Below are 22,089 nucleotides of genomic sequence, written 5' to 3' on the forward strand. Positions count from 1 at the left end.
GGGGTATTTCATGTCCACTCCGGACCGTCTCGGACGACGGCTGATCCAGCTGTACGCCGGTCTCGCGCTCTACGGCGCGAGTTCCGCGCTGCTCGTCGAGGCGGGCCTGGGCCTGGAGCCCTGGAACGTGCTGCACCAGGGGATCGCGAAGCTGACCGGACTCACCATCGGCGTCGTCTCGATCGTCGTCGGGGCGGCGGTGCTGCTCCTGTGGATCCCGCTGCGCCAGCGCCCCGGGCTGGGCACGGTCTCCAACGTCTTCGTCGTCGGCCTGGCCATGGACGGCACGCTCGCGCTCGTCCCGGACGCCCGCTCCCTCACCCTGCGCGTCCCGCTCCTGCTCGCGGGCATCGTCCTGAACGGCGCGGCCACCGGGCTGTACATCGCGGCGAGTTTCGGACCGGGCCCGCGCGACGGGCTGATGACGGGCCTGCACCGGCGCACCGGCCGTTCGATCCGCCTGATGCGCACGGGGGTCGAGGTGGCCGTCGTGGTCACCGGTTTCGCCCTGGGAGGGACCATCGGGGTGGGCACCGTGGTGTACGCCGTGTCCATCGGCCCGCTGGCGCAACTGTTCCTGCGGGTGTTCGCCGTCCCGGCGGCATCGGTCGGCAGCACGGTCGTTGCCGGCGCGACACCGGAGCGCGCGATACTGCCGGGGTGACCCTCACGACGCCGCCCGTACGCCACCCGTACCTCGACCACCCCGGCCCGCTCGCCTTCGCCCACCGGGGCGGAGCCGCCGACGGGCTGGAGAACACCGTGGCGCAGTTCCGGCGCGCCGTGGAGCTGGGCTACCGGTACATCGAGACCGATGTGCACGCCACGGCGGACGGCCGTCTCGTGGCCTTCCACGACGCGACCCTGGACCGGGTGACGGACGGGGCGGGCCGCATCGCCGACCTGCCGTGGGACGACGTACGGCACGCGCGCGTGGGCGGCCGGGAACCGGTGCCCCTGTTCGAGGAACTGCTGGAGACCTTCCCCGGGGTCCGCTGGAACGTCGACATCAAGGCGGAGCCCGCGCTGCGGCCCCTGCTGGAGCTGGTCGAGCGCACGGACGCCTGGGACCGGGTCTGCGTGGGCTCCTTCTCCGAGGCGCGCGTGCTGCGTGCCCAGCGGCTGGCGGGGCCGCGTCTGGCCACCTCGTTCGGCACGCGTGGGGTGCTCAGCCTGCGGCTGCGCTCCTGGGGGCTGCCGGCCGCGGTGCGCCGCTCCGCCGTCGCCGCACAGGTGCCCGAGGCGCAGTCCGGCGTCCCGGTGGTCGACCACCGCTTCGTCCGCGCCGCCCACGCGCGCGGGCTGCAGGTGCACGTGTGGACGGTCAACGATCCGGAGCGGATGCACCGGCTCCTGGACCTCGGTGTCGATGGCATCATGACCGATCACATCGACACGTTGCGCAAGGTCATGGAGGAGCGCGGCGTCTGGGTCTGAGCACCCGGGGCGCCCCGGCCGAGCCTTCGCAGTTGAGCGGGGAAGCGAGGGCGCGGGTGGACACCGGCACCGTGCGGACACCGGCGGCGGACGAGCGCGCCGGTCTGCGGCGCGAGCAGCGCGGCTGGTACTTCTACGACTGGGCGTGCTCGGTCTATTCGACGACCGTCCTGACCGTGTTCCTCGGTCCGTACCTCACGTCGGTCGCCGAGCACGCGGCGGACGCCGACGGCTATGTGCACCCGCTGGGCATCCCGGTCCGGGCGGGCTCCTTCTTCGCCTACTCGGTGTCCCTGTCGGTGGTCCTGGCCGTCGTCGTGATGCCGCTCGTGGGCAGCGCGGCCGACCGCACGGGCCGTAAGAAGCCGCTGCTCGCGGCGGCCGCGTACACCGGCGCGGCGGCCACCACGGGCCTGTTCTTCCTGGACGGCGACCGGTATCTGCTCGGCGGTGTGCTGCTGATCGTGGCGAACGCGGCGCAATCCGTCGGGATGATGCTCTACAACTCCTACCTGCCGCAGATCGCCCCGCCCGAGGAGCGCGACGCGGTCTCCTCGCGGGGCTGGGCCTTCGGCTACGCGGCGGGCTCCACGGTCCTCGTCGCCAACCTGGTGCTGTACTCGGCGCACGGCTCCTTCGGCCTGTCCGAGACGGCCGCGGTGCGCATCTGCCTGGCCTCGGCCGGCCTGTGGTGGGGCGCCTTCACACTCGTACCGCTGCGCAGACTGCGCGACCGGCACGCGCGCGTGGCGCACGGCACGGCGCCCGGGCTGCGCCAGCTGGCGGCGACGGTCCGGGACATGCGCCGGCATCCGCTGACGCTGGCGTTCCTGCTCGCGTACCTCGTCTACAACGACGGCATCCAGACGGTGATCTCCCAGGCCTCGGTGTACGGCTCCGAGGAGCTGCGGCTCGGACAGTCGACACTGATCGTGGCCGTGCTGCTGGTCCAGGTGCTGGCGGTGGCCGGTGCGCTGGCCATGGGGCGACTGGCCCGGGTCTACGGCGCCCAGCGGACGATCCTGGGCTCGCTGGTGGCCTGGACCGTCACGCTGGCGGCCGGCTACTTCCTGCCCGCGAGGGCTCCGGTGTGGTTCTTCGTGCTGGCCGGCGGGATCGGGCTGGTCCTCGGCGGCAGCCAGGCGCTGTCGCGGTCGCTGTTCTCCCATCTGGTGCCGCCGGGGAAGGAGGCCGAGTACTTCTCTGCGTACGAGATGAGCGACCGCGGGATGAGCTGGCTCGGGCCGCTGCTGTTCGGCCTGACCTACCAGCTGACCGGAAGCTACCGCTCAGCGATCGTCTCGCTGGTGGCCTTCTTCGTCATCGGTTTCGCCCTGCTCGCCCGGGTCCCGGTGCGCATGGCCATCGGCCAGGCGGGCAACCCGGTTCCGGAGAAGATCTAGCACCGATTTAGCGTTCAACGCGAAAGGGCGGTAGTGTACGCGTTTGGCCTGCCAGGCGGACCGTTACTGCGCGTCAAAGATGCCGAAACGCTGGGTGACATCTGCTAGCAGATGTGACAAACCGGGCGCCTGTGGGTAGAACAAGGGGCGGCTACGACGGCGACGCATGACCCGGAACGGGAATCTTTACCGCCGACCGGACGTTGACCGGATGACGACGACAGCGACACCTGTCCTGTGGGCGACAAGCCCGGGAGGCACGATTCATGAGTGAGCGAGCTCTTCGCGGTACGCGCCTCGTGGTGACCAGCTACGAGACGGACCGCGGTATCGACCTGGCTCCGCGCCAGGCCGTGGAGTACGCATGCGAGAAGGGGCACCGGTTCGAGATGCCCTTCTCGGTCGAGGCGGAGATCCCGCCGGAGTGGGAGTGCAAGGTCTGCGGGGCCCCGGCACTCCTGGTCGACGGCGACGGCCCTGAGGAGAAGAAGGCCAAGCCCGCGCGTACCCATTGGGACATGCTGATGGAGCGGCGCACCCGTGAGGAGCTCGAAGAGGTCCTCGAGGAGCGCCTGGCGGTTCTGCGCTCGGGGGCGATGAACATCGCGGTTCATCCTCGGGACAGCCGCAAGTCCGCATAACGCTGCACAACACCGCGGGCGCCGTACGTGATCTCACGTACGGCGCCCGCGGTGTTTTCCGTACCCGTCCGGCACGCTGAGCCGTCCGCGCCCGGACGGTTCAGCGCGTCAGCGGCGGCCGCTGCTCCCCCGGTGCGTCCCCGAACCCGTCCGCGTACCCGGCCCGGTCCTGCCGGATGACCTCGCCCTGCACCACCTTGCCGTCGGGCCGGTGCATGCGGGCCTGCTGGAACGCGTCACCCAGGCTGCCCGGGGCGGCCCTGCGCAGCCTCTTGTCCAGGGCACTCTCGGCGAAGCGGCTCACGATCTTCTGGACCGGCGGGAGCAGCAGCAGGAGACCGGCCGCGTCGGAGACCAGGCCCGGGATCATCAGCAGCAGGCCGGCCAGCATCATCAGGCCGTTGCCCCCGCCGCGCTCGGGAGAGCCGCCCCGCTGGAGCGCCTCGTTGAGGCTCTGGAAGGCGCGGCGGCCCGCCCGCTTGATGACCACGGAGCCGGCGACGACGCCCGCCACCAGGAGCAGGAAGACGGTGAGGCCGCCCGCGGCGCCCGCGACCACGGTCAGCAGCCAGATCTCCAGCACCAGCCACGCGGCGAAGCCCAGCGGCAGATACCTGCGCAGCCGGGAGCGTCGCTGCCGGGCGGTGTACGGAGAGGTCGGAACGCCAGTCGTCATGCTCCCAGTGTGCCTGGGCACGGCTCAGCGCGGGATAAGGGGATGATCAGCCGGCGACGAAAGACACCGGCGGGAGGTTACGAGGTCCGCCTGCCCTTGCCCGTGACCTTGCCGACGCGGTCCCCGACGCCCCAGGCGGTGACCCGCCACAGCGCCTCGACGAGGATGTCCTTGCTCATCTTGGAGTCGCCGAGTTCGCGCTCGACGAAGGTGATCGGCACCTCGACCACGTGGTAGCCGGCCTTGACCGCGCGGCGGGCCAGGTCGACCTGGAAGCAGTAGCCCTGCGAGGCGACCTCGTCCAGGCCCAGGCCTTCGAGGGTCTCCCGGCGGAAGGCGCGGTAGCCGCCGGTGATGTCGCGCAGCGGCAGGTCGAGGGCGAGGCGGGAGTAGAGGCTGCCGCCTCGGGAGATGAACTGGCGGGACTTGGGCCAGTTCACGGTCCGCCCGCCGGGCACCCAGCGGGAGCCGAGCACGAGGTCGGCGCCCTTCAGCGCGGTCAGCAGGCGCGGCAGCTCCTCGGGCTGGTGGGAGCCGTCGGCGTCCATCTCCACCAGGACGCCGTAGCCGTGCTCCAGACCCCAGCGGAAGCCCGCGATGTACGCGGCGCCCAGGCCCTCCTTGCCCTTGCGGTGCATGACGTGGACGTGCTCGTCCTCGGCGGCCAGCTCGTCGGCGAGCTTGCCCGTGCCGTCGGGGCTGTTGTCGTCGGCCACGAGGATGTGCGCCTCGGGCACTGCCGACCGCACCCGGCCGACGATGGCCTTGATGTTCTCCGACTCGTTGTAGGTCGGAATGATCACCAAGGTTGTGCCGAGGGGACCGAACTGCCTTCCCTGGACCTCGGCCGCGAGGGTCCCGTCGCCGTCGTTCACTGCTGCCCCTTCTGGTCGTACGCAGGGGTCCACCATAGTGGCCGCCGCCTGGTAAGACGTGACGGCTCGTGCGGACGGTGGTGTCGATTCCACAAGAGTGGGGTAAGAATCGCTTTTCGGCACCATTGCGCCACGGCGGATGGGGGCCCGGCGCCCTTCGGGCCGACCTGGGACCCGCTGGCTGCGGATCGACCGAAAGCCGTTGTCTACTGAGCGCCCGGGCCCCACCCGGGTCACACCTTGCCGACCGGCCGTAACGTTCCCTCGTCGACGCGGGCGCTGAGCCTGGCTCCCAGCGACGGTGCCCCGGTGCGGCACACCGTCCCTGACCCAGCGGCGCCGCGACGAGTTGCGTGAACGCTCCCCGGTCGGGCGTCCGGTGGTGGACTCGGCCGAACCTACCGGCCCCCGGCCGTCGACTGTCAACAGTCGCCTGACCTGTACAAACACCCCATCGGATGCGGTGGGGCCGGAGGATGTGCAGGTCGGGCGACGCGGCGGGCGGTGATCATCGCCGCCGCGCCACCCCGGGAGATCACTCGCCCGGCCGTACGAACACCGTCCGTCCGCCCACCACGGTGCGCAGGCAGACCGGCAGGTCGCGGCCCGGGGTGAGATCGGGCAGGCCGGGGGTGCCGGAGCGGGGGTCGGTCGACCAGCGGGCCACCCGGTCGTCGGGGGCCTGGACGACCAGCTCGTCCGTCCGCCAGACGGCGTAGTCGGCGGGCGCGCCCGGGACCAGGACGCCCGCGTCGTCGCGTCCGATCGCCCGCCACCCACCGCGCGTGTGCGCCGTGAAGGCGGCGCGCACGGAGATTCGGTGCCCGGGCGTGTGGTGGAAGGCGGCGGCGCGGACCGTGCCCCACGGGTCGAGCGGGGTGACGGGGCTGTCGGAGCCGAACGCGAGAGGCACACCGGCCCGCAGGAGGGCGGCGAAGGGGTTGAGGGTGCGGGCCCGCTCGGCACCCAGACGGCGGGCGTACATGCCCTCCTCGCCACCCCACAGCGCGTCGAAGGCGGGCTGCACGGAGGCGATCAGACCCAGCTCGGCGAAGGCGGCGACGGTCTCGGGGGTGAGCATCTCGGCGTGCTCCACCCGGTGCCGGGCGGCACGGATCCGGGCGAGGCCGAGCTTCTCGGCGGCGGCGCGCACGCCTTCGACGACGGCGGTCAGGGCGGCGTCGCCGATGGCGTGGAAGCCGGCCTGGAGGCCGGTCTCGGTGCAGGCGACGACGTGGGCGGCGACGGCGTCGGCGTCCAGGTAGGCGGTGCCGGTGTGGCCGGCGTCGGCGTACGGCTCGTGCAGGCAGGCGGTGTGCGAGCCGAGGGCGCCGTCGGCGAAGAGGTCGCCCGCGGCGCCCACGGCACCCAGGTCCCGCGCCTTGTCGGCGTTCTGTTCGGCCCAGTAGCCGACGACCCGGGGTCCGGGTGTCTGCGCGCCGAGCTTCAGCAGGCCGGTGAAGTCGTCCTCGGAGGAGATCTGCGGGCCGCCGCACTCGTGGACCGAGCCGATGCCGAGGGAGGCCGCGTGGGCGAGGGCGGTGCGCTGGGCCTCGGCGCGCTGGGCCGGGGTGACGGCGGCGAGGGCGGCCTCGCGCACGGCGTGGTGGGCGTCGGCGGTGAGCGGACCGTCGACCGGGCCCAGGGCGGGCACGAGGTCGAGGAGTGCCGAGGTCACGACGGCCGAGTGCACGTCGATGCGCGAGAGGTACAGCGGGCGTCCGCCGCAGGCCTCGTCCAGCTCGGCCCGCGTCGGCGGGCGACCGCCGGGCCAGCGGGCGGCGTCCCAGCCGTGCCCCAGCAGCACCCGGTCGTCCGGGCGGGCGGCGGCGAACTCACGGACCAGCGCGAGGGCCGCCTCCAGAGAGGGGGCGGCGGACAGGTCGAGGCCGGTCAGGGCGAGTCCGGTGGCGGTGGTGTGCACGTGAGCGTCGGTGAAGGCGGGGGTCACCAGGGCGCCGTCGAGGTCGACCACCTCGTCCACGCCGTCGGCGAAGGCGTCGGCGGCGCCCTCGGAGCCGACCCAGGCGACTTGCCCCGCCTCGACGACCATCGCCGTCGCGAAGGGGTCGGCCGGGCTGTGCACCTCGCCGCGGCGCAGGAGGACGGTCTTGGGGGGCTCGGCGGTGCGCTCACTCATAGCCGACAGTTTCTCCTGCCACGGGGGCGGACCCGCACCTGGGGCACCTCGAAACGGCGGCCGGCGGTGCGGGCACCGGGCGGCCGCGGCGCCCGCCGGCTCAGATCCGCGGCGGTCGTGCCTCGTACGGCGTCGACAGGGCCACCGTCGTCCGGGTGGACACCCCTGCCAGGCTGCGCAGCCGGGCCAGGAGTTCCTCGAGTTCGTGCGGGGTGGCCACGCGGACCTTGAGGATGTAGTTCTCGTCGCCCGCGACGCTGTGGCAAGCCTCGATCTCGGGGACGCCGGCGAGGCGGTCCGCGATGTCGTCGGGCGCGCTGGGGTCGAACGGCTTCACCGAGATGAACGCGGTGAGCGGCAGCCCGACGGCCTCGGGGTCGACCACCGCGGCGTAGCCGCGGATGACGCCACGCTGTTCGAGCCGGCGCACCCGCTGGTGCACGGCCGACGTGGACAGGCCCGTGGCCTTGCCCAGGTCTGTGTAGCTCATCCGCCCGTCCTTGACGAGCAGCTGCACGATCTGACGGTCCAGCTCCTCCATGGCGCAAGAACCTACAGGGCGTCTGACCTCATCGGATAGCCGAGACCGCAGGTCATGGCCGGTTCGATACAAAAAGCACCGCAGCGGGGCCCCACGGGCACCTGCGCACGGCATGTGACGAATGCCACACGTTTCGAACAGGCTCCGTGATGGTCTCGTGATTACCCCCGAGAGCGGACGGGAAGTGCTTGGTGTGGTCGAGGCCGCAGCGCCTTCTCGGCCCAGCCTTAGGGGGAGAGTCCCATGCAGAGTGTCAAGCGCCCTGGTCGATCCGCGTCCAAGCGCCAGCAGCCGGTCGTCGAGCCCGAGCCGGAGGGCGTCGAACCCGACGCCGTCGACGACGAACTGGACGCCTACGACACCTTCGAGATGTACCGGGTGATCTGCCCGGACTGCGCGCAGCCGATCGCGCTGCTGGCGGACGAGGAGGTCCTGCCGGAGCACGCGCTGTGCGCCTCGCCGTGGAACCCGTTCGGACTCACGGTCTGTGCGGGCACCGGCCGTGCGGCGGCCGACGCCCGCCCCGCGGACGAGTCGGCCGGGCCGCAGGAGCAGGACACCGCCCTGCTGCTGACGCTCCCCCAGGGTCTGGACTGGCGGACGCAGCCCTTCTCGCACGCAGGCGGCCCGGGCTCGCGCCCGATGCGCGTGCCGGCGATGCGCCACCAGGCGGCCTGAGTCACCCCACCGCTTCCCGGTCACTGCCCTGCACCATGGCCCGCAGAGTGTCGTGGTGCAGGATCAGCCTGTCCGGATCCGCCGGGACGGCACTCTCTTTGAAGTGCACCTGCCGGTAGGCGACGCGCAGCATGACGATCGCGTGCCGCAGGGCGGCGTAGAGGAGGAAGAAGTCCATGTCCCGCGGGGTGTACCCGGTCAGGCGCGCGTAGCGGGCCTCGACGCGGTCGCGGCGCAGCAGGCCGGGCAGGCCCGGACGGCCGGAGCCGACGGTGAGGTCGTGGAAGAAGCGGTGCAGGAAGACCATCCAGCCGAGGTCGACCTCGCGCGGGGCGAGCGCCGCCATCTCCCAGTCGAGGACGGCGACGGGCTCGAACCCGTCGTAGACGACGTTCCCGATGCGTGCGTCGCCCCAGGAGAGGACGGGTGCGCCGGGCTCGCGCGGCCACAGCTGCTCCAGCCGGTCGAACGCGGCCTCGATGAGGGGTGAGCGGGGCAGCCCGTCCACCACCCAGGCGTAGTAGGCGCGTTGGGCCCTCACGTGCCGGCGCAGGGCGTCCCCTTCGCCGGGCAGCGCGAGGAACTCGGCGTCCGGCAAGGGAACTTGGTCGTGCAGCCGCGCCAGCAACCCGACGCTGGCCGCCTCCAGGCGCTCGCGCTCGGCGTCGCTCGCGGCGTGCAGCCAACTGCCCTCGTAGGTGTACGGCATGACGTCCGGAGGGACGCGTCCGGTGACCCGTTCCATGATGAAGAACGGTGCGCCGAGCGGGCCGGGGTCCTCCTCCAGCCACAGCACCCGGGGCACGGGGACGTCCGTGCGCTCGGCGACCAGGCGCAGGGTGCGGTACTGGCGGGCCATGTCGTACTCCGGGAAGACGGTGTACGCCGCGGGGTCCGCCGCCAGTCGCAGGGCGCAGGAGCGCACCGGCGGCCGGGGGTGGTCCAGATCGAAGAGCAGGGTCTCACTGGACATGCCGTTGGAGGCCGGGACGGTGACGCCGGCCGCCCGGGCGCCGGGCAGCCGGGTGCCGAGCCAGGCCGTGAGGCGCCGGGCCAGTTCCTCGGGGTCGCGGGTGGTGGTGCGGGGACGCGGTGCCGTGGCCATCTCGCCCTCCTCGGGGTCGCGGTTCAGGGCGCCACCGAGTCGAAGCCGGTGAAGCCGCTCGGGTCGTGCCGGCCGAAGGAGCCGTGCTCGAAGATGCCGTGACCCGTCCGGCCGTCGAGGCGGAAGCGGGCGGAGTGGTCGGTGACTCCGTAGCCGGCGAGCGGGTGGGGCGCCGTCATGTCGTAGGTACGGCGGTCCACCCAGCCCGGCCCCAGCCAGGTCCCGTGCTGCCAGTCGTCGGCCGGTGGGTAGCCGGCGCCGACGGCGAGGGGGGAGGACGCGAGGATCTCCACCTCCAGCTCCTGTGGCGTGCGCGCGTCGCCGAGGTGGATGACGGCGCGTTCGGGGTGCCGGGTGCCGGAGCGGTAGCCGATCTCGGTCCGGGGCCAGCCGAGTTGGCGGTCGCGGTGGCCGGGACGGACCAGGGTGGCGTCGTTCAGGGAGCGATAGCCGTCGGCGTCCTCCTGGACGACGACCATCAGGAAGCGGTCCTCGAAGCGGACCGGGCACCAGATCCAGTGGAAGCCCTCGGCGGGGTGGTCCGCGGCGAGCCGTCCGCCGTCCTCGCCGGGGACCGGCCGCACGCCCCAGCTGCGGTCCCGGGTGCCGGTCCAGTCCCGCGGGGAGACCCGGAACTCCTCTCCCCCGGCCCGGATCAGGCCCTCGACCGTGCCGGCCTGCACGAAGCGGCGGCCCTCCAGGGTGAGCCGGTCGCCCCTGCGCTGGAGGTGGTGCGGCTCCCACAGGGCGGGGAAGGCGGCCGTCCAGCTGAGGTCGTAGGCGAGACGGTCGTCCGCGCATCTCAGGCGCAGGCGTCGCAGCGGCTCCTGGACCTCGATGTGCAGCGGGCCGACGGTGAGCCGCATGCGGTCCTCGCCGAGGGCGTCCGAGGCGCGGACGGCGTGCAGGGTGTCGCCGGTGCGCAGGGTGGCGTAGGCGTCGATCACGCCCAGGTTGGGGTAGACGCCGAGACCGAGGATGAGCAGGGCGCGGCCGGTGTGGTCGAGGACGTGGAAGATGCAGCGGTCGTAGGCGTTGCGGTCCCCGGTCGCCACGTGCTTCATGGACAGCGGCACCTGGTGCACGGGGTACTCGTCGAGCGGTACGGGACGGTCGTCGGCCACGGGCACCCCCTGCTGGACGGTCAGCTGACGGTACGTCAGGCGGACGCAGGTGGCCAGAGGGGGGACCGGACGGGTATGGACTGACGCGCGATTCCGCCGGGCGGTGACCTGACCGGCCGCTGTCGCGTTGCCCGGGCATGACCCCCATGTACTCGGCCACCGGGCGTCAGCGGCGCATCTTCGTGCCGCGCCCCGCAGAATCGGTTCCGCCGCCTGCGCCGCAGGACCCGCCGATCTACCGTGACCTGATGCGCGTGTGGGCCGACGGGGGCCGCACCCTGCCGGGCCGCCACGATCCGGAGTGGATCAGGCTGGCGGCCCCGACGGTCCGCACGGGACAGTTCAGCGACCTTCGGGTCCCGCCACGTGACGGGCGATGACCATGCGCTGGATCTGGTTGGTGCCCTCGACGATCTGCAGCACCTTGGCCTCGCGCATGTACCGCTCGGCCGGGAAGTCGGCGGTGTAGCCGTAGCCGCCGAGTATCTGCACGGCGTCCGTCGTGACCTTCATGGCCGTGTCGGTGCAGTGCAGCTTGGCCATGGCGGCCTGCTTGGCGAACGGCCTGCCCGCGTCGCGCAGCCGGGCCGCCGCCAGGTAGAGCGCGCGGCCGGCCTCGATCTGGGTGGCCATGTCGGCGAGCATGAAGCGCAGGCCCTGGAAGTCGCCGACGGGCCGGCCGAACTGCCTGCGCTCGGTGGCGTAGCCGACCGCCTCGTCCAGCGCCGCCTGGGCGACGCCGATGGCGCAGGCCGCGATGCCGAGCCGCCCGGAGTCGAGGGCGGACAGGGCGATGGGGAAGCCCTGGCCCTCCTCACCGATGCGTCGGTCGTCGGGGACCCGGACACCGTCGAGGTGCACCTGGGCGGTGGGTGAGCCCTTCATGCCCATCTTCTTCTCGGGCACCGCCGCGCTGAGGCCCGGCGCGTCACCGGGGACGAGGAAGGCGCTGATCCCGCGCGGGCCGTCCTCGCCGGTGCGGGCCATCACGGTGTAGAAGTCGGCGATCCCGCCGTGCGTGATCCAGGCCTTCGTCCCGGTGATCACCCAGTGGTCGCCGTCCCGGACCGCCTTGGTGCGCAGGGAGGCCGCGTCGGAGCCGGAGGAGGGCTCGGAGAGGCAGTACGCCCCGAGCAGCCCGCCGCCGAGCATCGCGGGCAGGTGCTCGACCTGCTGCTGCTTGGTGCCGTAGGTGGCGAGGGCGTAGGAGGCGAGGGTGTGCACGCTGACCCCGAGGCCCACGGTGAGCCGGGCCGCGGCCAGCTCCTCCAGGACCTGGAGGTAGACCTCGTAGGGCTGGTCGCCGCCGCCGTACTCGGAGTCGTAGGGCAGGCCGAGCAGGCCGGACTCCGAGAGCAGGGTGAAGACCTCGCGCGGGAAGCGTCCCGCGTCCTCCTCCTCGGCCGCCCTCGGCGCTATCTCGCGCTGGGCGATCTCGCGGACGAGGGCGAGCAGGTCTCGCGCCTCTTCCGTCGGCAATTGACGCTCCACCGGCTGCGGGTCGCGGTCGGACATGGCGTCGGTCTCCTCCCTGTTTCGGGCGCTGCGGCGGCCCGTGGGGTGGGGGCGGCTCCGCCTCGTCGTTCCTGTTCGCCGGAGGGGCCGCTCCCGGGTCTCGGAAGCTGCTGACCAGCGGCTGCGCTGTGAGTATGCCCGATCGGCGACCTCCCGTCACCAGTTAACGACCGCTTACTTCAAGAATCCGGGCCGGAGCGTCCCGGGCCGCCGGAATACGGGGTTCCGGTATCCCGAAATTGGTCCGCACCATTGACCCAACTGGTCTAGTCCTCCTACTGTGCATGACCAACGCTTTACCGCGTTCATGCCAATCGGCGCGCGTTCCCCTCCCCCCACGAGGAGACACCCGATGCACTCTCCCCACCGCTCCCGGATGCGGGCCCTGCTGTCGGCCGCGTGTACCACCGTCCTCGGCGCCGGACTGCTGGCCGGCGCGAACACCGCGACCGCTGCCGCCCCGGCCGCACCCCAGGTCAAGGCCGGTTCCAAGGTCGTCGGCTACTTCACCGAATGGGGCACCTACGACCGCAAGTACTACGTGCGGAACATCGAGACCTCCGGCTCCGCGGCCCGCCTCACCCACATCGACTACGCCTTCGGCAACGTCACCGGCGGCAAGTGCGCCATGGGCGACTCCTACGCGGCGACCGACCGTGCCTACACCGCGGCCGAGTCGGTGGACGGCGCCGCCGACACCTGGGACCAGCCACTGCGCGGCAACTTCAACCAGCTGCTGAAGCTGAAGAAGAAGCACCCGGGCCTGAAGGTCCTGTGGTCCTTCGGCGGCTGGACCTGGTCGGGCGGCTTCGGCGAGGCGGCGAAGAACCCCTCCGCCTTCGCCCGGTCCTGCTACGACCTGGTGAAGAACCCCAAGTGGGCGGGCCTGTTCGACGGCATCGACATCGACTGGGAGTACCCGAACGCCTGCGGCAACAGCTGCGACACCAGCGGCCGGGAGGCGTTCAGGAACGTACTGGCGGCGCTGCGCGCGAAGTTCGGCGGCAGCTCGCTCGTCACCGCCGCGATCACGGCGGACGCCACCGGCGGCGGCAAGATCGACGCGGCGGACTACGCGGGCGCCGCTGCGTACGTCGACTGGTACGACCCCATGACCTACGACTACTTCGGCGCCTGGGACGCCACCGGCCCGACCGCGCCGCACTCCCCGCTGACCTCCTACCCGGGCATCCCCAAGGCGGGCTTCGACACCTCCGCGACCATCGCCAAGCTCAAGGGACTCGGTATCCCGGCGTCCAAGCTGCTGCTCGGCATCGGCTTCTACGGGCGCGGCTGGACCGGCGTCACGCAGGCGGCGCCCGGCGGCACCGCGACCGGCCCGGCGGCGGGCACGTACGAGCAGGGCATCGACGACTACAAGGTGCTCAAGACCAAGTGCCCGGCGACCGGCACGGTGGGCGGCACCGCCTACGCCAAGTGCGGCAGCGACTGGTGGAGTTACGACACCCCGGCGACGATCGCCACGAAGACGGCGTACAAGAACCAGCAGGCCCTCGGCGGCACCTTCCTCTGGGAGCTGAGCGGCGACACCGCGAACGGTGAGCTGATCAAGGCCATCAAGTAGCCCCTGGAAACGGGGGGTCGGGAGCGGAGGACCACGAGCCTCCGCTCCCTCGCGTTCAGGCGTCCCGGCGGGCCGGCTGCGGGGCCGGGTGGGCCGGGTCCAGCTCCTCGACGGCGCGCAGGGCTCCGCCGAGCGTCTTCACCAGCAGCTCGCGCAGGATGTCACGGGGCAGCCCGGGCCGGTCGATCCAGTCCAGGGTCGCGCCTTCCACGCCGCACACCCACGACAGCAGGCCCATCCGGGCCAGCGGGGAGATGTCGCTGCGGCCGTAGGCCCCCGCGGCGATGGTGTCGATGATCGCCTCGCGGACGCCGTCCCGGATGGCGTGCACCTCGGCGTCGAAGCCGACGCCGCCGCTGACGATGGCGCGGTAGGCGGCCTGGTGGTGCTCGGCGTAGCGCAGGTAGCTGTCGATGGTCCGGTGGACGCGGTCCACGGCGGGCAGTTCGGACGAGCTCGCGGCGAAGGTGACCAGTCCGGCGACGGAGTCCTGGATGATGGCCAGGTAGTAGCCGCGCTTGGACCCGAAGTAGTAGTAGATCAGCCCCTTGGCGACGTGCGCCTGGCGGGCGATGTCGTCCATGGACAGCGCGTCGTAGGACGTGTCGGCGAACAACGTCCGCCCGATGGCGATGAGTTCGGCGCGACGCGCGACGGAGCGCTCGGTGCCGCGCACCCGGGGACCGGTGGCGGCACGCTGCTGCGGCATGTTCAAGGTCGGCCCTGTTCCAGGCGGTCGGCGGGACCTCCGCAGTATGTCAGAACATGCCGCGCGCGTAGGGCGTCGGTTCAGAGCAGGCCGAGCTGGGTCACGAACATCGCGACGACCGCGACGAGGACCCAGCCCATGAGGTGCTCGAGGATCTTCGGGCCGTCTTCCTGGGGCCCGCCGGTGCGGGCGCGGGTGGCGGTGGCCGGGTGTGCGGTCATGCTGGTTCTCGCAGAGGTCGGACGTACACGTGGATTCCCCCCTTTTCGTCCGTCCACTGTGCCACCCGCGACGGCGTTCGCGGCGATGAGCTTGCTCACACGGTCAGGTCAGCGCACGCCCACCGCGGCGAGCGCCTTGCGCTGGCGCGGGCTCGGATGGGCCGGGAAGTACAGGTAGCAGACCCCTCCGGTGCCGGAGGCGACGTTGCCGGAGGCGTTGTACCGCTTGGTCCTGAGCCAGATGTTCTCGAACTCCCGGCGCAGATAGACCCGCCGCACCGCGTCGTCGCCCGGCGAGGCGGGGTCGTTGGCGATCACGTCGCCGTCCGCGGTGAAGCCGATGACCGTCATCAGATGACCGGAGGTGCCGTAGCCGGCGCCGGTCAGCTCTGTCTTCAGGAACGACTGTGACGTTATGGCCGGGATGCCGGCCGCGATCAGCGTCTCCAGGTCGCCGAGCGAGGCGAGGCGGGTGACCACGCCCTGCAGGCCGTGGTAGGTGGCCGCGTAGGCGGCGTTGAAGGGCCAGTTGCCGCAGCCCTCGTACTGGTAGTCGTAGGTGAAGCGGGCCGCGTGGTCGACCTGCGGGTCCGCGTAGGAGGGGTCGACCCAGGACAGCTGCTCGGGGGTGAGCCGGCCGCCCCAGTACTCGACGATCATCTGCGAGGAGGTGGGGCTGCACCAGGCCTCGCCGCCGTTGTCGTACTGCGGGTACTGGCCCTTGTGGATCTCCTGCGAGTAGCGGGGGACGGCCAGCTCCTGGGCGAGGCCGGGGGTGGAGGCCGGGACGGTGAAGCGGTCGGGGATGTCGGAGCCCATCGCGCCGAGCCGCCACACGGTGGGCGTCAGGTGGGTGCCGGGCCTGCGGTAGAGGGTCAGGCGCAGCCGGTACGACGTCAGGCGCAGGCCGGTGCTCGCGTCGTCGATGGCGAACGTGTCGGTCCAGATGGTGCTCTTGCCGTCGCTCTGGCCGTCCACCGAGGTCCGCCTGATGTCCTGGTCGCCTGCCGCCCAGCGGCCCATCACGTACCAGGGGGTGCCGGTGCCGTCGGAGTACGTGCCCTGCAGCTCGACCTGGAGCCAGGTGCCGTCGGGGGTGTGCGCGTTCCAGGACGCGACGACCTCGGTGGCGGGCACGGTGAGCCGGTGGACCGGGGCGGTCCAGGTGGCGTACTCCCAGGTGGCCGTCGTCCCCGTGTGCGGGTCGGTGTAGTCGCTGCGGCCCGCGGGGGTGCCGATGACGACACCGGGGCGGGGGCCGGAGACGGCCCGGACGCCCTGGGCGGTGCCGAGGCGCCACTCGCGGTACGTGGTCCAGGCGTGGTAGTCGATCGGTCGGGCCTGCGCCGGACCGGGGTCGTCGGCGCCGGTGTCGGTCCGCTGCACGGCGGCGGCGGGGACCGTTCCAGCGCTCACCGCCGCGGCGACGGCGGCGGTGAGGACGGTTCTGCGGGACGGCTGTCGGGCTCTGCTCATGGGCGCGCTTACCCCCAGGTGTCCGAGTCGGGGCGGTTCCGGTGCACGGTCGTGCGCCAACTATGGAGCAGCCGCCATGCCCCTGCCAGCACTTCCGCGCATGCCACGCCACGAATATTGGTCTCGGCCAGTGGCAGGCCCTCCCCCGGCGTCCCACGGCCCCGGTGCCGGCGGGCTGCCGGGCACCGGGGCCGGGCGGATCAGACCAGGTCCATCGCCGCCACCTCGTCGGGACGGCCGTAGCTGACCGGGCCCTGGAAACGGCGGCGCGCGGTGGCGAACCACCACACCGTCGCCACGAGCAGGACGACGGCGAGCGCGATCGGCGCGTAGTTGAAGGAGTCGACGGTGATCGGCGAGGCCTGCGGAAGCATGAACAGGACGCTGCTGAGCACGATCCAGACCACCGCGAGCCAGCCGATGGGCCGGCCCCAGCGGCCCAGGTGCCAGGGTCCCGGCTGGAACTCGTCCCCGAGCCGCAGGCGCAGGAAGATCGGCACCGCGTAGGCGAGGAAGAGCCCGACCACGTTGACGCTGACGATCGCGGTGAACGCCGTGTGCGACCACCAGCCCGGCACCACCAGGGCCAGCGAGCAGCCCACCGCGAGCCACACCGCCTTCACCGGTGTACGGGTGCGCAGCGAGACCGAGTGCCACCAGCGGGAGCCGGGCATGGCGCCGTCCCGGGAGAAGGCGAAGATCTGCCGGGTGTTGCTGGTGAGGTTGGCCAGACCGCAGAAGAGCATCGCGCCGATCACGATGAGGAGCATGACCTTGGCGGTGGCGAGACCGAGACCGTCGATCAGAATCTGCACGGGCGGCGCGCCGGAACCGGCCACCTTGGCGTAGTCGCCAATGCTGTAGACCAGTGCCAGCATCAGGATCAGGCCGGTGATCGCCGAATAGCCGATGGAGCGGGTGATCCCCTTGGGCGCGTTGACCGTCGCGTGGACCGTTTCCTCGGACATGTGGAAGCTGCCGTCGAACCCGGTGAACGTCCAGCTCGTGACCAGCAGGCCGAGCATGCCGCCGTAAAGTCCGCTCGTGAAGCCGGTGTTGTTCTCGAAATGCGTCACGAACGACGCCGGCTGATGGTGATCGGGCATCACTATGAGTGCGCCCACGATCACGACGAGTCCGATCAGCAGCCACCACACGGAAATACGGTTCAGTACGGCGACGAGCTGGACCGTGTAGGTGTTGGCGAGTCCCTGCACGACGATGATCACCGCCGTGATCAGGACCGTCTGGTGCGTGGTCGGCTGGTAGGAGGGCCACTGCAGGTGCACGAAGGCCTGGATGAAGGTGGCCGCCGCATAGCCGGTGGCGGCGGTGCCGCCGATCTGGCCCACGAAGTTCAGCCAGCCCGTGAACCAGGACCAGGCGCCCTGGTGCCGCTTGGCGAGTTTACCGGCGGAGAAGTACAGCGCACCGCTCGTCGGATAGGCGGAAGCGACTTCCGCCATGGCCGCACCGATGAGGAGCACCATGACCGAAACGCCGATCCAGCCGAATACGAGAATGCGGGGGCCGCCCGCGTTCATACCGTATCCGAAGGACGAGAAAATACCCGAGAGGATATTGATGATGGTGAAGGAGATCGCGAAATTGTCGAACGCCTGGAAGCGTCGGGTGAGTTTCCGCGGATAACCCATCGCGTGCAGGGTCGCGTCATCGTCGAGCACGACCGGGTCTTCTCCCGCGCGGGCCTTCGCCCGTGGAGTCGACATCCGTTCCGACACAGATCGGCCTTTCTCTCGTGGGGAGCAGGGGACGAGCGGGGTCAGGCGGGTCCCGGGACGGGCAGTCCGCAGGCGCGCCGGGCCCGGGAGAGCTGCTCGGCGGGTTCGCCGAAGGCGCTCCAGGGCATGCGCGAGGCGTACGGCCCCATCGCCGCGAACACCGCCCGGGCCTCGAACTCGCGCTGGGCCATGACCAGCGCGTGGGCGAGGTAGGCCAGGTCGAGCACCGGGGTGAAGCGGTAACCGGCCGCCGCCGGCAGCCAGTTGTGGTAGATCGCCAGCGCGGTGGAGCGCCACTGCGGCTCCTCCCAGACCCGGTCGGCGAGCAGCTGGGTCGGGTTGTAGCTCCACCAGGGCGACCAGGGGCAGCAGCCGGAGGGCGGAGTCGGCGGGCGCCCGCTGGCTGAGGAAGGCGGCCACGTCCCAGGCGGCGTTGACGGAGCCGCCGTGGCGCGTGAAGAAGAAGGAGAGGAAGCGGTGGTGCGCCTCGCGGTGCCACGGGTCCAGGGAGAGGATGTGCGCGAACAGCCGCCAGGGGCCGGGCGGGGCGGTGAGCAGCCCGTGCGGGGCCGGGTCGCGCAGCCGGTGCAGCCGGGCCATGGCCAGCTTGGCGACCCAGGGGGTGGGGTCCTCGGGGGCCTGCGCGGCGGCCCGGTCGCAGGCGGTCAGCGCGATGCGCTCCAGCATCTCGGCACGCTCGTCCCGCCCGTCGGCGGCGCGCAGGGCACGCTGCACCGCCACCCGGGCCCACATCAGCGCCGCCTCGGGCGTCGGCTCCTCGGCCAGCCAGCGCTCCACCAGGTCGGTGCCGGCCGCCTCGGAGGCGAGGACGAGCGAGCGGTGGGCGCGCAGGGCGAAGTCGGAACGCGTCTCGGCGAGGGCTTCGGACGCGTATCGATAACGCCCGGCGCGCACATCGACGCATACGCTCGCCAGGACACGGTCGTCGGCCGCCGGATGCCACATGTAGTGCCCCTCGAATAATTCCGCGGCCATGTCCCCCTGCCACTCCCCGTACGACGCATGGTCGGTTGCGCTGCTGGCACCATACTCAGCACCGCGCGCACCCGGAACGCCGAATTCGACATATCGGTCAGGGGATTCTGGGAATGTTTATCGGCGCCATTGACTGGCCGCCAGCCGATGGTTCAAACCGTGACTTTCATCCGGTCGCCGGCCCTGGCGGTCCGGCCGCCATGGGCCACCACTAGACTGTTTCCGGAAAACCTCGCACACCGCACCACACCTCGGGATCCGCCATTCACGACCTCGCCGACCGGCTGCGCGGGCTGCCGCCCTCCCTGGGGCCGGTCCGGCTCATCGGCGTCGACGGGCACGCCGGATCCGGGAAGTCCACGTTCACGGGACGGCTGGCCGCCGCCCTGGGCGGGGCGCCGGTGCTGCACCTCGACGACATCGCCAGCCACGAGCAGCTGTTCACCTGGACCGAGCGGCTGTCGTCCCAGGTGCTCACTCCCCTCGCCCAAGGGGAGTGCGCGCACTACACCCCCTACGACTGGGGGGCCCGCGCCTTCGGCACCCCGCACCCGCTGCCGCCCGCGCCCGTGGTGCTGATCGAGGGCGTCGGCGCCGGCCGGCGTGCGCTGCGGCCGCACCTGGCGCGGCTGCTGTGGATGGAACTGCCCCGGGACGAGTCCTGGTCGCGGGGGCGCCGGCGGGACGGCGCGGAGCAGCGGGAGTTCTGGGAGGGATGGGAGCGGGCGGAGCGCGCGCACTTCACCGTGGACCCGTCGCGACCCCATGCCGATCTCCTGGTGCTGCAGCGGCGGGAGGGGTACGAGGTGGTCCCGGGGCCGAAGTCGCACCCCGAACCGGACGATGGTGTGACCCAGAGTGACGGTTTCCCCGCGATGTGGTGAAGGCGTGAAGACCCTCGCGGCCGAAGTTCTCGCGGTGCCTCAACTCTGCTTGACCCGCGGCCCGTACAGGACTTACGTTCTCAAAGTGCGGCCCCAGGGAGCCGCCCGTCGACGCGAAGCCCCCGGTTGTTCCCCCGTGACCGGGGGCTTCGTTCTGCCCGCACCCCGTTTTCCGGGCGCCCAGCGCACCGATTCGATCACCCTGGGTCACCACAGCGCGTGCGCCCCGTGTGCTCCCACCTCCTGGAACGGGCCGTGCGGCACCCTTCGGTGCACGGTCGTACCGCAGGTACGATGCCCTCGGTGCGACCTTCGAGCGGCTGCCTCGCGCACCTGCAACTCCGGTCCGCGGCACAGCGGTTCGACCGCGGCGGCCGTCGGGCGACTGCCCGGTGGTGAACCACGGGTGCACGGTCTGTGGGGGGACGGGATGGACTTCGGCACGCAGGGCCCCGAGGCCCCGGCCGACCTCGCCTGGCTGCGGGGGGTGGACGCCTACACGATGGGTGCCTACCCGCAGGCGGAAGAGGAGTTCCGCACCGCGGTGCGGATGGATGCGGGCATGGCGGACGCCTGGCTCGGCCTGCACGCGCTGCGGGTGGACACCACGACGGCGCTGCTGAGGATGTTCCGGCACCGCGACCGCTTCGGCGAACAGCGCGCCCGGCACCGCCGGGCCCTCAACTCCTGGTACTGGCTGGGCTGGTGGGTGCAGCCGGTGCTGGAGAGCCCACGCGATCTGCTGTTGGCGCACGCCTCCCACTGGCTGGACGGCCGGCACGTGCCCGAGCTGGACCGGGCCCTCGCCGGGCTCCCCCCGGTCGACACCGACCCGCAGGTCCGCTTCCTGCACGCCTGCCGCGCCTACCTGGTCAAGGACTGGGACCAGCTGGTCCGGCACACCGATTCGCTGCTGGACGACCCCATGCTCGGCATCGAGGCCGGCCTGTTCGGCGGGATGGCCCGGGTCCGGCTGGAGATGTACGGCCAGGCCGAGCCGCTGCTCTCGGCGGCCCTGATGCGCTGCCGCAGCGAGCAGCCGCAGCGCAAGGAGCTGCGGTACTGGCTGGCGCGGGCGCACGAGGGCACGGGGCGCTCCGCCGCCGCGCTCCCCCTGTACCGGGCCGTGCACCGCGCCGACCCGGCGTTCATGGACACCTCGGCGCGGCTCGCCGCCATCGCCGAGGGCGACGGGTACGACGACGCCTCCGACCTCGCCGCGATCACGCTGACCGGCGTCGGGCAGGACAGCGTGGACGGGACGGACGCGTACGACCCCGTCTTCGGCGCCGAGGGACGTGACCTGCGGCTGCCGGAGCCGGACCTGCCGACCGGGCCCCTGCCGTCGGTGGCCGATCCGGCGGTGCGGTTGAAGACCGGCGTTGCCTCGTCGCCGCTCCCGGCCGGGCCGACCGACCCCGCCTTACTCGAGGAGGCGCTCGCCGAGCTGGAGCGCATGGTGGGGCTCGAGCCGGTGAAGCGCCAGGTCAAGGCGTTGTCCGCGCAGTTGAACATGGCGCGGCTGCGGGCCGGGCAGGGCCTGCCGGTGCAGCCGCCGAAACGGCACTTCGTCTTCTCCGGGCCGTCGGGGACCGGGAAGACCACGGTGGCCCGGATCCTCGGGCGGGTGTTCTACGCACTGGGGCTGCTCGGCGGGGATCACCTGGTGGAGGCGCAGCGCGCCGACCTCGTCGGCGAGTACCTGGGGCAGACGGCGGTGAAGGCCAACGAGCTGATCGACTCCGCGATCGGCGGGGTGCTGTTCGTGGACGAGGCGTACTCGCTGTCCAACTCCGGGTACGGCAAGGGCGACGCGTACGGCGACGAGGCCCTGCAGGTGCTGCTGAAGCGGGCCGAGGACAACCGGGACCATCTGGTGGTGATCCTGGCCGGCTATCCGGAGGGGATGGACCGGCTGCTGGCCGCGAACCCGGGGCTGTCCTCACGTTTCACCACCCGCGTCGACTTCCCCTCCTACCGGCCGCTGGAACTCACCGAGATCGGCAGGGTGCTGGCGGCGGAGAACGGGGACCTGTGGGACGAGGAGGCGCTGGAGGAGCTGCGGTCGATCGCCGGGCACGTGGTCGACCAGGGGTGGATCGACGAGCTGGGCAACGGGCGGTTCCTGCGGACGCTGTACGAGAAGAGCTGTGCGTACCGGGACCTGCGGCTGTCGACGTACGCGGGGGCGCTGTCGCGGGACGATCTGGCGACGTTGCGGCTGCCCGACCTGATGCAGGCCTACGGTGAGGTGCTGTCGGGCCGGGGGCCGCAGGATCCGCCGGGTATGTAGGAGCGCCCCGCCAGGAGGGCGCCGCCAGGAGGGCCCCTAAGGGGCGGG

At 72.0% G+C, this 22,089-nt stretch carries 20 protein-coding genes; 9 read left to right on the forward strand and 11 right to left on the reverse strand.

Features of this window, described 5'->3' with window-relative positions:
• Positions 1-10 precede the first annotated feature (10 nt).
• The 4 genes from AB0N17_RS15615 to AB0N17_RS15630 all read left to right on the forward strand — a co-directional run bounded on the left by AB0N17_RS15615 (position 11) and on the right by AB0N17_RS15630 (position 3,481).
• Entirely contained in the window at positions 11-664 is a 654-nt protein-coding gene (locus AB0N17_RS15615) for a hypothetical protein (protein ID WP_366011851.1), read from the forward strand.
• Positions 661-1,437 carry a glycerophosphodiester phosphodiesterase gene (locus AB0N17_RS15620; protein WP_366011852.1) on the forward strand — a complete coding sequence of 259 codons (777 nt, stop codon included), beginning with the start codon at positions 661-663 and terminating at the stop codon, positions 1,435-1,437. The genes AB0N17_RS15615 and AB0N17_RS15620 overlap by 4 nt, the downstream gene beginning before the upstream one ends.
• Positions 1,438-1,493: 56 nt before the next feature.
• Entirely contained in the window at positions 1,494-2,840 is a 1,347-nt protein-coding gene (locus AB0N17_RS15625; protein ID WP_366011969.1) for an MFS transporter, read from the forward strand.
• Between the two features lie 266 nt (positions 2,841-3,106).
• Positions 3,107-3,481 carry an RNA polymerase-binding protein RbpA gene (locus AB0N17_RS15630; protein ID WP_009187548.1) on the forward strand — a complete coding sequence of 125 codons (375 nt, stop codon included), beginning with the start codon at positions 3,107-3,109 and terminating at the stop codon, positions 3,479-3,481.
• Between the two features lie 100 nt (positions 3,482-3,581).
• On the opposite strand, the gene fxsA is transcribed toward AB0N17_RS15630, so the two are convergent.
• The 4 genes from fxsA to AB0N17_RS15650 all read right to left on the reverse strand — a co-directional run bounded on the left by fxsA (position 3,582) and on the right by AB0N17_RS15650 (position 7,713).
• On the reverse strand, positions 3,582-4,157 hold the full coding sequence (fxsA, locus tag AB0N17_RS15635) for an FxsA family membrane protein (RefSeq protein ID WP_366011853.1): 576 nt from the start codon (positions 4,155-4,157) through the stop codon (positions 3,582-3,584).
• Between the two features lie 77 nt (positions 4,158-4,234).
• A complete protein-coding gene (locus AB0N17_RS15640; protein WP_366011854.1) occupies positions 4,235-5,032 on the reverse strand; it encodes a polyprenol monophosphomannose synthase in 798 nt (265 codons plus the stop codon).
• A 535-nt stretch (positions 5,033-5,567) separates the two neighbouring features.
• The gene (locus AB0N17_RS15645) at positions 5,568-7,172 is read right to left on the reverse strand and encodes an amidohydrolase (RefSeq protein WP_366011855.1); all 1,605 of its coding nucleotides are present in this window, start codon (positions 7,170-7,172) and stop codon (positions 5,568-5,570) included.
• 100 nt (positions 7,173-7,272) lie between these two features.
• On the reverse strand, positions 7,273-7,713 hold the full coding sequence (locus AB0N17_RS15650) for an Lrp/AsnC family transcriptional regulator (protein WP_189951680.1): 441 nt from the start codon (positions 7,711-7,713) through the stop codon (positions 7,273-7,275).
• A gap of 243 nt (positions 7,714-7,956) precedes the next feature.
• Between AB0N17_RS15650 and AB0N17_RS15655 the strand changes: the two genes are divergently transcribed.
• Positions 7,957-8,391: a hypothetical protein gene (locus AB0N17_RS15655; protein ID WP_366011856.1), complete on the forward strand. Its 435-nt coding sequence runs from the start codon at positions 7,957-7,959 to the stop codon at positions 8,389-8,391.
• Position 8,392: 1 nt separating this feature from the next.
• Here AB0N17_RS15655 and AB0N17_RS15660 read toward each other — a convergent pair whose 3' ends face one another.
• Positions 8,393-9,496 (reverse strand): phosphotransferase family protein, encoded by a 1,104-nt coding sequence (locus AB0N17_RS15660; RefSeq protein WP_366011857.1) that lies wholly within the window; start codon positions 9,494-9,496, stop codon positions 8,393-8,395.
• 23 nt (positions 9,497-9,519) lie between these two features.
• Positions 9,520-10,620, reverse strand: a complete 1,101-nt coding sequence (locus AB0N17_RS15665) for a hypothetical protein (RefSeq protein WP_366011858.1) — start codon at positions 10,618-10,620, stop codon at positions 9,520-9,522.
• A gap of 137 nt (positions 10,621-10,757) precedes the next feature.
• Here AB0N17_RS15665 and AB0N17_RS15670 point away from each other — a divergent pair, with 137 nt between their 5' ends.
• Complete coding sequence (locus AB0N17_RS15670; protein WP_366011859.1) at positions 10,758-11,000, forward strand: hypothetical protein; 243 nt, start codon at positions 10,758-10,760, stop codon at positions 10,998-11,000.
• Here AB0N17_RS15670 and AB0N17_RS15675 read toward each other — a convergent pair.
• Positions 10,963-12,135 (reverse strand): acyl-CoA dehydrogenase, encoded by a 1,173-nt coding sequence (locus AB0N17_RS15675; protein WP_366011860.1) that lies wholly within the window; start codon positions 12,133-12,135, stop codon positions 10,963-10,965. The two genes, AB0N17_RS15670 and AB0N17_RS15675, sit on opposite strands and share 38 nt — an antisense overlap.
• Positions 12,136-12,487: 352 nt before the next feature.
• On the opposite strand from AB0N17_RS15675, the gene AB0N17_RS15680 reads away from it, so the two are divergent.
• Complete coding sequence (locus AB0N17_RS15680) at positions 12,488-13,720, forward strand: glycoside hydrolase family 18 protein (protein ID WP_366011861.1); 1,233 nt, start codon at positions 12,488-12,490, stop codon at positions 13,718-13,720.
• A gap of 55 nt (positions 13,721-13,775) precedes the next feature.
• Here AB0N17_RS15680 and AB0N17_RS15685 read toward each other — a convergent pair whose 3' ends face one another.
• From AB0N17_RS15685 to AB0N17_RS15700, 4 genes are all read right to left on the reverse strand, one after another.
• On the reverse strand, positions 13,776-14,435 hold the full coding sequence (locus tag AB0N17_RS15685) for a TetR/AcrR family transcriptional regulator (RefSeq protein WP_366011862.1): 660 nt from the start codon (positions 14,433-14,435) through the stop codon (positions 13,776-13,778).
• Positions 14,436-14,509: 74 nt separating this feature from the next.
• Entirely contained in the window at positions 14,510-14,650 is a 141-nt protein-coding gene (locus AB0N17_RS15690) for an SCO1431 family membrane protein (protein ID WP_366011863.1), read from the reverse strand.
• Positions 14,651-14,758: 108 nt separating this feature from the next.
• Positions 14,759-16,126, reverse strand: coding sequence for a peptidase C39 family protein (locus AB0N17_RS15695; protein ID WP_366011864.1), 1,368 nt, complete (start codon positions 16,124-16,126; stop codon positions 14,759-14,761).
• 200 nt (positions 16,127-16,326) lie between these two features.
• The gene (locus AB0N17_RS15700) at positions 16,327-17,868 is read right to left on the reverse strand and encodes an amino acid permease (RefSeq protein WP_366011970.1); all 1,542 of its coding nucleotides are present in this window, start codon (positions 17,866-17,868) and stop codon (positions 16,327-16,329) included.
• 1,259 nt (positions 17,869-19,127) lie between these two features.
• On the opposite strand from AB0N17_RS15700, the gene AB0N17_RS15705 reads away from it, so the two are divergent.
• Positions 19,128-19,748, forward strand: coding sequence for a hypothetical protein (locus AB0N17_RS15705; RefSeq protein ID WP_366011971.1), 621 nt, complete (start codon positions 19,128-19,130; stop codon positions 19,746-19,748).
• Between the two features lie 430 nt (positions 19,749-20,178).
• A complete protein-coding gene (locus AB0N17_RS15710; protein WP_366011865.1) occupies positions 20,179-22,041 on the forward strand; it encodes an AAA family ATPase in 1,863 nt (620 codons plus the stop codon).
• Positions 22,042-22,089 lie beyond the last annotated feature (48 nt).

Origin of the sequence: Streptomyces sp. NPDC051133 (assembly GCF_040682635.1) — a bacterium.
Classification (GTDB): Bacteria; Actinomycetota; Actinomycetes; order Streptomycetales; family Streptomycetaceae; genus Streptomyces.